Origin of the sequence: Chelativorans xinjiangensis (genome assembly GCF_009812055.1) — a bacterium.
Lineage (GTDB): Bacteria > Pseudomonadota > Alphaproteobacteria > Rhizobiales > Rhizobiaceae > Chelativorans > Chelativorans xinjiangense.
Genome location: NZ_WQNH01000100.1, coordinates 1 through 9,930, shown reverse-complemented (window position 1 = coordinate 9,930; position 9,930 = coordinate 1). Strand labels below are relative to the sequence as shown.

The 9,930-nt window shown below is 65.7% G+C and carries 9 protein-coding genes; all 9 read right to left on the bottom strand.

Annotation, left to right across the window (positions count from 1 at the left end; all coding sequences use genetic code 11):
• Nucleotides 1-83: 83 nt before the first annotated feature.
• Nucleotides 84-1,577, bottom strand: a complete 1,494-nt coding sequence (locus tag GM910_RS26690) for a sensor histidine kinase (RefSeq protein WP_159593899.1) — start codon at nt 1,575-1,577, stop codon at nt 84-86.
• 55 nt (nt 1,578-1,632) lie between these two features.
• On the bottom strand, nt 1,633-3,060 hold the full coding sequence (locus GM910_RS26685; protein ID WP_159593897.1) for a dihydrolipoyl dehydrogenase family protein: 1,428 nt from the start codon (nt 3,058-3,060) through the stop codon (nt 1,633-1,635).
• A gap of 41 nt (nt 3,061-3,101) precedes the next feature.
• Nucleotides 3,102-3,845 carry a TVP38/TMEM64 family protein gene (locus GM910_RS26680; protein ID WP_246226397.1) on the bottom strand — a complete coding sequence of 248 codons (744 nt, stop codon included), beginning with the start codon at nt 3,843-3,845 and terminating at the stop codon, nt 3,102-3,104.
• 216 nt (nt 3,846-4,061) lie between these two features.
• The gene (locus GM910_RS26675) at nt 4,062-4,445 is read right to left on the bottom strand and encodes a DoxX family protein (RefSeq protein ID WP_159593893.1); all 384 of its coding nucleotides are present in this window, start codon (nt 4,443-4,445) and stop codon (nt 4,062-4,064) included.
• Between the two features lie 302 nt (nt 4,446-4,747).
• Nucleotides 4,748-5,596 (bottom strand): DUF2182 domain-containing protein, encoded by an 849-nt coding sequence (locus GM910_RS26670; protein WP_159593891.1) that lies wholly within the window; start codon nt 5,594-5,596, stop codon nt 4,748-4,750.
• Nucleotides 5,597-5,605: 9 nt separating this feature from the next.
• Nucleotides 5,606-6,241, bottom strand: coding sequence for a DUF1326 domain-containing protein (locus GM910_RS26665; protein ID WP_159593889.1), 636 nt, complete (start codon nt 6,239-6,241; stop codon nt 5,606-5,608).
• An 85-nt stretch (nt 6,242-6,326) separates the two neighbouring features.
• Nucleotides 6,327-7,016: a DUF1326 domain-containing protein gene (locus GM910_RS26660; protein ID WP_201285612.1), complete on the bottom strand. Its 690-nt coding sequence runs from the start codon at nt 7,014-7,016 to the stop codon at nt 6,327-6,329.
• Nucleotides 7,017-7,032: 16 nt separating this feature from the next.
• The gene (locus GM910_RS26655) at nt 7,033-7,911 is read right to left on the bottom strand and encodes a class I SAM-dependent methyltransferase (protein WP_159593887.1); all 879 of its coding nucleotides are present in this window, start codon (nt 7,909-7,911) and stop codon (nt 7,033-7,035) included.
• Nucleotides 7,912-8,230: 319 nt separating this feature from the next.
• Nucleotides 8,231-9,622 (bottom strand): class II fumarate hydratase, encoded by a 1,392-nt coding sequence (gene fumC, locus GM910_RS26650; protein WP_159593885.1) that lies wholly within the window; start codon nt 9,620-9,622, stop codon nt 8,231-8,233.
• Between the last annotated feature and the right edge of the window lie 308 nt (nt 9,623-9,930).

Sequence of the window (9,930 nt, the reverse complement as noted above, 5' to 3'; positions counted from 1 at the left end):
TCCACCTCCGTCAAAATGGAGGTTGAATCAGAACAAAATGTCGCCGTCACATCACAATCGATTCATCGATCACAGGACATGCTCTAGTTCGCCGTCTGGCGTTTCGGACTGGGCTGGGCGCTCGGCCGTCCGTAGCTGCCCCCGTTGGGGAGGGTTATGCAGAAGACCGTGTGGCCGCTGCCGCTTTCCACAAGCGTGATCTCGCCGCCATGGGCATGCACCAGCTCCTGGGCGATCGCCAAACCGAGGCCAGTGCCGCCGCTCTTGGCGGCGCCGCGGAAGGCGGCGAAAAGGTTCTCGCGCGCCCGCGGCGGCAGGCCGGGGCCCGTGTCCGTCACGAAGACGCGCACCAGCCGTTCCGCGCGCGCGCTCGAAAGGGTCAGCCGGCGCACCAGTGCCGCCTCGCTTTCCCCGGACATGGCCTGGACGGCGTTGCGGCACAGATTGGCGAGTACGCGGAAAAGCTGCTCGGCGTCCGCGTGCACTTCCAGGGTGGGCTCCACCTCGTTGACGAATTCGATGCCGCTCGCCGGGTCGATGGCGAGCGTGGCGTGTACATCGTCCACAAGCTGGTAAAGGCGCAGCCGCCGGCGTGTCGGCGGCGCCTCCTGCGTCCGCCCATAGGCGAGCACGCCCTCGGAATAGGCGACCGCCCGATCCAGCGTGCGCACCAGCCGCGGCGTCAGCGATTGCACCGCCGGGTCGGAAACCTGCGCCAGCCGGTCGGACATGAGCTGCGCGGACGCCAGCATGTTGCGCATGTCGTGGTTGATCTTGGAGACGGCAAGGCCCAGATCGGCGAGGCGCTTGCGCTCGCCCAGGGTGCGATGGAGCGTCTTCTGCATGCCGGCGAGCTCGCGCTCGGCGATGCCGATCTCGTCGCCCCTGTCCTCGGGCTTGATGATGCGCTCCGCATCGTCCGGCGCCGCACCGAAGGCCAGCATCGAGCGCGTCATGGCGCGGATCGGTCCGATCATGATGCGGTTGATGGCATAAAAGACCAGTGTCGCGGTAATCAGCGAGATGATGAGCGAAAGCACGGCCACGTTGCGCGCATAGACCAGCATGGCCGAGCGCAACGCGCTGTCGGGGATGACGATCTCGTACTGGCTCCGGCTTTCGCCGACGCGGCCGTAGATGCGCAGTATCCTGTCGCCGCCGAAGAACATCGTGTCGAAGGCGCGCACGATCGCTTGCAGTGGGCCGACTTCATCGAGATCGACATGCATGTCGACTTCCGGCGGCATCTCGGAGACGACCAGCAGGCGCGCGCTGCCCTCGTCGCGCACGGCGATCGCCTTCGCGCCCATCGCCATGAGCACGTCGTTGCTGGCCTGCCGGCTGAGGTTGTCGGTATCGCCCTCCATCAACACCACGCCGACGGCGGCCACGGTCTGCAGCCGCTGGCTCATCCACTGCAGGCCGAAATTGGCCACGGAGGGGATGAAGATCAGCACCTCCGCGGCCATCACGAAGAGGATGGTGAGCAAGAGGAGCTTGGTCGACAGGCCGCGCGTCAGCGGAACCGCGCCGGCTTCGCCCGCTTCCTTGCCGTCTTTCTGCCGCTCGTCCGCCATCGTCGTTCTCTGCCGCGTCTGTGGCCGGCGCCGCCTGCTGGCCGTGCGCCGGTATCTAACCGAATAAACGCAGAAAGCGGATCAGTCCACGCACCACGGGCTTTCGGGCCGCCTCGGCGTAATAGGAGATCGCCGCGCGCTTGCCGATCTCGCCCATGGTGGGGTAGGGCGCCACATAGCCGGCGATATCGCGCACGCTCATGCGCTTGGCGAGTGCCAGCGACCAGAAATTCATCATCTCGCCGGCGCCCTCGCCGACGATGGAGACGCCGAGGATGCGCCCGCGCCGGCCTGCGACGAGCTTTATGAAGCCCTCGGTGCTGCGCTCGGTCTGCGCGCGGTCGTTCTCCGCATAGGGCCAGCGCAGTACCCTGACGCGGCTGCCGCGCCTACGCGCCTCCGCCTCCGTCAGCCCGATATGGGCGATCTCCGGATCCGTGTAGGTCACCCACGGGATGAGGGCCCGGTTCTCTTTCGCCGGCAGCCGGAAGAGGGTGGCGCGAACGACGAGGCCGGCGTGATAGTTGGCGGCATGGGTGAACTGCAATCCGCCCGCCACGTCGCCGACGGCATAGACGCGCCGGTTGGTGGTGCGCAGCTTGGCCGATACCCTTATGCCCTTGGCGGTGTAGGCGATGCCGGCCTTCTCCAGCGCCAGCGCCTCCACATTGGGCTGCCGCCCCACTGCTACGAGAAGGTGCGAGCCGTCGAGTGTCCGGGCGCTGCCCTCGCCCTCCAGATGCACGCGCACGCCGCTGCGGCCATGCTTTTCCACCCGCGCCACCTTCGTGTTCTCGAGGATCTCCGCCCCCTCGGCGCGGACGCGCTTCAGCACCACCGCGGCCAGCTCCGGATCGTCCTTGCCCAGCGCGGCCATCGCCTCGACGACGGTGACGCGGGCGCCAAGGCGGCGGTGCGCCTGCGCAAGCTCCAGGCCGACCGGCCCGCCGCCGATGACGATCAGGTGCGCGGGAAGGCGCTTGCGTGCGAAAATTGTCTCGTTGGTGAAGTAGGGGACAGAGTCGAGCCCCGCAATCGGCGGCGCAACGGGAGAGGAGCCGGTGGCGATGACGAAACGCCGGGCGCGGATCGTATGATCGCCCGCCGTCACGGTGCGCGCGTCGGTGAAGCGCGCTTCCTCCTGGATGACGTTCACGCCGAGAGCGGTGAAGCGCTCGACCGAATCGTTGGGCGCGATGGCCGCAATCACCCGCTCCACATGCCGCATCGTCTTGGCGAAATCGACTTGCGGTTCCGCCTCGGCCACGCCGAAGGCCGGGCCTTGAGAAAGCCGGTGCGCCTGCTTGCCCGCCGCGATCAGGGATTTGGAGGGCACGCAACCGTAGTTCAGGCAGTCGCCGCCCATCTTGCCCTTTTCGATCAGCACCACGGGCACGCCGAAGGAAGCGGCCGCGGCGGCGACCGTCAGCCCGCCCGAGCCGCCGCCGATGACGCAGATATCCGGTTCCAGCAGTGTGGCCATGAGCGTTTGCCTCGGTGTAACGAGCGTTGGCGGCCTGACGGTCAGGAAAGCCGCTTTCCGCGCACCTTTCTTATGATGAGGGGGATGGCCGCGACAACGGCAAGCGCGGCAAGGGCGGTTGTCAGTTCCGGCGTCACGAGATCGGCGAGGCTGAGGTCGTGCCCCGAGCGTGCCGCTGATATCAGCACGCTATCCAGCCCGTGTCCGAGATAGGCATAAGCGAAAGTGGCCGGCACGATGCCGAGCGCCGTGGCCGCTACGTAGGTCTTCAGGCGCACGTTGAAGAAGGCGGGCGCGATGTTGATTATCCAGAAAGGAAAGACCGGCGCCAAACGCAGCACCAGCAGGTAGCCGAAAGCGCCTTCCTCGAAACCCTGTGCCAGCCGTGCGGCGCGCCCGCTCATCCGCCGTTTCAGGACATCGCCAAGCGCCGTCCGCGCCGCCAGGAACAGGAGCGTCGCCCCGGTGGTGGCGGCGACAACCACCAGCATGCCGCCCAAGAGCCACCCGAACAGGAAGCCGGCGGTGACTGTGAGCAGCGATGCGGCGGGAAAGGACGCCGCCACCGCAGCGGCGTAGACGAGGGCGAAAACCGTCGGTGCCAGCAGGGGATGCGCGGTTACATAGGCCTTCAGCATCTCGCGGCTGTCGGCCAGTGCGGCAAGGGTCAAGTACCGATGCCAGCCCATGGCGTAGCCGGCAACGAGCGCCAGGACGACGAGCGCCAGGGGCGCGAAGCGCCATAGGATGCGGCGCTTCTCCGTGTCCGGTTTTTCGCTCGCCATGGTCATTCTCGCGCCTTTGCCGAAAGGGCTTGGGCGCTCTACATGACCCTTTCGCTACCGCCACGCAATCCGCCGCATCCCATCTCACCGCGTTTTGAGCAGGTTGGCTACCGGCATCACTCTCCCGTGATGGCGGTATGCGAACGGATTTTCCATGCTTGCAGCATGAAAAAGGCCCGCCTTTCGGCGGGCCCATTTGTTCGGCGTGGCAGGAAATCAGCTGCGCCACCCATCCAGCGACAGCGCGCCGGCACCCTGGGCCACCAGCACCAGGAAGCCGCCCGCAATCGCCAGGTTCTTGAGAAACTGGGTAAGCTGCATCTGGTCGCCGAAATCCAGGTGCGCGATCAACGCCGATGCCACCGTGAAAGCCGCCAGCACAATCGCGGCGATCCGCGTCTTGAAGCCGATGAGCACCGCAAGGCCGCCCAGAAGCTCCACCAGCGCCACCGCCCATGCGGTGAGCACGGGCACGGGAAGGCCGAGGCTGCCGAAATATCCGGCGGTGCCGCCGATATTGGTGAGCTTGCCAAAGCCGGCGAAGATGAAGATCACGGCGATAAGAATACGCCCCAGAAGAAGGAGTGCGCTGTTTGACATTCGGATGGATCCGTCGCTGTTGAGAAAGGAAGCGGCCACATACAGGATCTGCGCCAACGTGGATACGGTCACTTTTGTTGACGCAGTGTTTCCACCCGCGCTCCCCAAGAGGTCTCCGACGCTGGCCGGAAGGGAATCAGGGCAGAGCGTATTTTTCGACTGGAAGTATCGCCTGTGTCAATCGGCGGGTCTCGGGGCCTGGTGGTCTGACCCAAACAGATGGTACCCATCTGTTTGGACAAGTCAGCCCACAAGCTATTGATCCGGTGGTGGGGGGTCCCCCCCCCCACCACTGGTAAGGCTCACGCCGTCAGTAGAGGCATGGCGAGGAGCGCGATGCCGCAGGCGGCAAGGACGGTGCCGGTGATCCGCGTCAGGATGAGGCCGCCGGGCAGGAGCTTCTGAACGAGCACGACGGCCGCCAGCACTGCTACCCAAATCAGGTTCATGACGCCGCCGACGAAGAGCAGGAGCATCAGTATCCAGCAGCAGCCGACGCAGTAGGCGCCATGCTCCACCCCCATGCGCAGCGCACCCAGCCGGCCCGGCCGCATGTGGCGCGGGATCCATTCGAGCGGCGAGCGGCAATGGGTGAGACAGCGGTCCTTCAGCGGCGTCAGTTCGTAGAGCCCGGCGGCGAGGAAGATCGCACCGGCAAGCATGGTGCTCGTCGCCGCCAGGTGCATGGATACGAGGCCGGCATGGGCGAGCGCTGTCTGCACCGCCGCCGCGGCGAGGGAAAAGACACTCCAGATCGCCAGATATCCGGCGACGAAGGCCGCGGTCCGCCCACCGATCCCGCCCTTCGCCGCCCGCTTGCGCTCCAGCGCGGCGAAGAGGAGGATAGTGGGTGCCGCGCTCGGCAGCATCATGCCGACCATCATCACCGCCCACATCAGTGTGACGAGGGTGAAGTTGACGGCGGCATCCGCCAGCGCGGCCGCCGCCGGTCCCACCGCCGCGGCGAGGCGGTTCGACAGGGCATCCTCGACGTCCATGCCCATCATGCGCCCCGCCATGCCGTCCATCGTTTCCATCTGCAACGCCAGATGAAGGAGAAACAGCCAGGCGAGCAGGCAGAGCCCGGCAAGGCTCGCGGCGACGAGAAGACGGTCGCGCGTCAGCACGGCTTCGAGCGTCGAGGTGGCCATGACCTCACCTCAATGGATGATGCCGTAGGGCCCCAGATGCAGCATGCAGAAATGGGCGTGGCGGCTGGTCCAGTCGTGTTCGACCGTACCGGTCGTCTTCACGTTGCTGCTCGCATATTCCGCTTCCGTGTATTCGAAGCCGTACGGAAGCATGACCTTGGCGCGGTGCTCGGCGCCGGTGACGGGATTGCGGATCGGCTCGGCGCTGGCCTCGAGGATACCGGGAATCGAAACGCGCCCGGTCCGGCTCTCCTCATCGGCCTCGAACTCGATCGGCAGGAAAAGCGGCTCGTGGACGGTCTCCGTCGTCGCCTTGACGACGTTGAAGATCGTCGCGAACTCTTCGGTCTCCTCGCCGCCGAGGATCGTCAAGAGCGCCCCGCGCTGCTCGGGGCTCGCGCGCTCGTCGACGATCGGCAGAACCTCGCCGTGCCCTTCGTGGATGGCGCCGGGCCAGGCGAGGATGGCCACCGCCTTAAGCCCGTCGAGCCGCACGTCGCCGAAGTGCCCCTCGTCGACGCGCAAGCCCGCCACCGCGCGGCAATTGCCCCGCGTGGGCGGCGCGTTGAACTGGCAGGGACATCCCCAGTCGCAGTTGCACATTCCGATTTCCGGTCCCCGGATCATCCAGTCGACGTAAGCCATGACTACCTCCTCATAGATCAAAAGACCTCGGCTTTCCGGTTGCCTCCCGAGACTGAGGCACGCGCCGGCGAAGACACGCAGCCGTTCACTTCCGGCTCCGGATCACCCCCTTGCCCGTATGATGGAGCATGTTGAACTGGCCGTAGCTGTCCTTCAGGTCGAGTGCGATCGGTCCGGTCGCCTTCGTCGAGGCGCTGCCGATCTCGGCGATCTCGAATTCGATGCCGGCAGGGATGTCGATGCGCACCCGGTGCTCCTCGCCGGTTGCCGGGCTGATGATGGGCCGTCCGCTCGTTTCCAGGATGCCGGGGATCGTGGCCCGCGCCGTGCGCTTTTCGTGGTCCACCTCAAAGTCGATCGGCTTGAAGATCGGCTCATGGACGGTGCTGGACATGGCGTGGAAGACCCACCAGTGGGTCGTGGCCTCTTCGGTTTCGCCGCCATGGAGCACGGTGCGCAGCGCTTTGCGCTGCGTCTCGTCCGCGCGTTCGTCGATGATCGTCTGCATCGTGCCGTTGCCCTCGAAGATGGCCCTCGGCCAGGCGAAGAGCAGCGCCCAGTGAAGGCCGTCGAGGACGACATCGCCGAAATGGCCCCGCTCGATCCGGCCCACCTCCACGCCCTTGCAATCGCCGTGGGTGGGGCGCAGCTCGAACTGGCAGGGACAGCAATAGTCGCAGTTGCAGTTGCCGAAAGTGCTGGCTTCGATAGCCCAATCTATCATGAGATTCTCCCCAACCTCGGCATCGAGAACCGCAGCAGGCTCGACCACCATGTGGAATTTCCCGGGATCAGCCTGGGTTCCTTGCCGTCACCATCCAGGAGCTCGATTGCATCATGATGCCGTTCGGCTTCTGGAACGGAGCCAACGCGGCTTTCAGCGCGGCGATGATCTCGTCACGGTGCCGCTCGGTCTCCTCGCCGGCCTCGCGGCAGATCTCGCCCGCCGGACCAAGTTCCATCTGAAAGGCGATCGCCTCCTCGGCATCCCGGCCGACGAGCACGTCGGCATCGATGCGCTCGAAAGCGATGTCGGTGTAGCCGGCGATCTCGAGCTGCTTGGTGACCACATTGGTGTCGGCCATGGAAAACGGGCCGGGGCCGCAGGTGCGCGCATCCTCGCCGGGCGGCGGCAGATAGCGCAGCACCACCTCCTTGGGGATCGCCAGCCACGGGTTTTCGGTGAGATCGCGCCACACGATCATGGTCATGATGCCGCCGGGCTTCAGGCTTTTGCGCATGTTGCGCAGGCCCGCCACCGGGTTCTCGAAGAACTGGGTGCCGAAGCGCGAGAAGCAGAAATCGTGCACCGGCTCGAAAGGATAGGTCTGCACGTCCGCTTCGATGAGCGTGACATTGTCGATGCCTTCCGCCTCAGCATCCTTGCGGCCGTATTCGAGGAAGGCGCCGCAGCAGTCCAGGCCGAACACGTGGCCGGTGGGGCCGACGCGCTTGGCGAGCAGGATCGCCGTGTCGCCGAAGCCGCAGCCGGCATCGACCACCCGATCGCCTTCCCGAACCTCGAGCTTGGGAAACACCTGAGCGCTGTGCAGCGTCAGGCCGTCGACGATGATGTGCTTCCAGAGGACGAATTTCGGAACGAGGATGTCGTTCCAGAAGTCGATGTACTCGGTTTTGACGAGCTCCGGCTGGCTCTGTGCGGTGCTCATGTCGCATCTCCACAAGTGCGTGAAACGGACGGCTGCGGAGCGCATGTCCACCGGGCACGATAGGCGCGGCAGATTCTAGGCAGAACACCCCAAAAGGTAGGCCCGCCTCCTTCTTCCGATGGATGGGTCCTCATTTTCGTTGACCCGGCGCCTTGCCCGCGCGTGCTGGCTTCCTGCCATCCGCGGCTCCGCCAGCATAGACCAGTTCATCGTTTCATGGAATCGATGAACTGGTCCAACTCCTTGCTTTGTCGCAATTCCGGACGGAAAACCGGTTTCCACTTTTCCTGGGATTGCCCTAGCTACCCGCGCCCGCGGCTCATGCCGGCGAGATCATCTTCTCCGGCCGCACGAGCTTGTCGTAGTCTTCCTCCGAGACGAGGCCGCTCTTCAGCGCCTCCTCGCGCAGGGTCGTGCCTTGTCTGTGCGCGGTCTTGGCGATCTTGGCCGCGTTGTCGTAGCCGATCGCCGGCGCCAGCGCCGTGACCAGCATCAGCGAGCGCTCGAGCCCGGCCTTGATGTTGTCCTCGCGCGGCTCGATGCCGACGACGCAGTTGTCGGTGAAGGACACCGCCGCATCGGCCATCAGCCGCACCGACTGCAGGAAGTTGTAGGCCATGACGGGGTTGTAGACGTTGAGCTCGAAATGGCCCTGGCTGCCGGCGAAGGTCAGCGCGGCGTGGTTGCCGAAGACCTGCACGCAGACCTGGGTCAGCGCTTCCGCCTGGGTCGGGTTGACCTTGCCCGGCATGATGGACGAGCCTGGCTCGTTTTCCGGCAGCGCCAGTTCACCCAGCCCCGAGCGCGGGCCGGAGCCGAGAAAGCGGATGTCGTTGGCGATCTTGAAGAGCGAGGCGGCCACCGTGTTGATCGCGCCATGGGAGAAGACCATCGCGTCGTGCGCGGCCAGCGCCTCGAACTTGTTGGGCGCGGTGGTGAAGGAAAGGCCGGTGATGGCGGCGATGCGCTCGGCCACCTTCTCGGCGAAACCGACAGGGGCGTTGAGGCCGGTGCCCACCGCCGTGCCGCCCTGGGCGAGCTGCATCAAGCCGGGCAGCGTGCTTTCGATGCGGGCGATGCCGTTTTCCACCTGCGCCGCATAGCCGGAGAATTCCTGGCCGAGGGTCAGCGGCGTGGCGTCCTGCGTGTGGGTGCGGCCGATCTTGATGATGTGATCCCAGGCCTTCGCCTTGGCATCGAGCGCGCCGTGCAGCTTCTTGAGCGCCGGCAGGAGCCGGTGCGAGATCTCCTCCACGCAGGCGATGTGCATGGCGGTCGGATAGGTGTCGTTGGACGACTGGCTCATATTGACGTGATCGTTGGGATGGACCGGCTTCTTGGAGCCTCTCTCTCCCCCCAGCATCTCGATCGCCCGGTTGGAGATCACCTCGTTGGCGTTCATGTTCGACTGGGTTCCGGAGCCCGTCTGCCACACGACGAGCGGGAAGTGCTCGTCGAGCTTGCCGTCGATCACCTCCTGCGCGGCCTCGGTGATCGCCTTGCCGAGCGCGGGGTCGAGCCGGCCGAGCTCCACGTTCGCTTCCGCCGCCGCACGCTTGACGATGCCGAGCGCGCGCACGATCGGCAGAGGCTGCTTCTCCCAGCCGATCCTGAAGTTGCCGCGCGAGCGCTCCGCCTGCGCGCCCCAATAGCGGTCCTCGGGCACCTCGATCGGGCCAAACGTATCGGTTTCAGTGCGGGTCGTTGTCATGCGGTACCTCCATTGTCGGCGCGTCGAGGACGGGAGCTTAATGACGCGAGTGCGGTCGATTTGCAATGGCATGCCCTTAAGGGAAAAGCGAAGGGCCGACCCTGGTCGTGGCAGGTGGACGCGCGCCATCCTCGCCACGCCCGCTGCTCGCGTCTGGCCATTTCATGGAACCCACCCTTCGGTAAGGGTGGTGGGAAGACGGGCGGCCTTCGTGTCGCCAGTCATATTTTTTTCGCGACCCTCGGGCCGCCCGTCCGGCGTTTTTAAGTCTCCGCCCGTTCCGCTTCCACGAAGCCGGATCCGGAAGG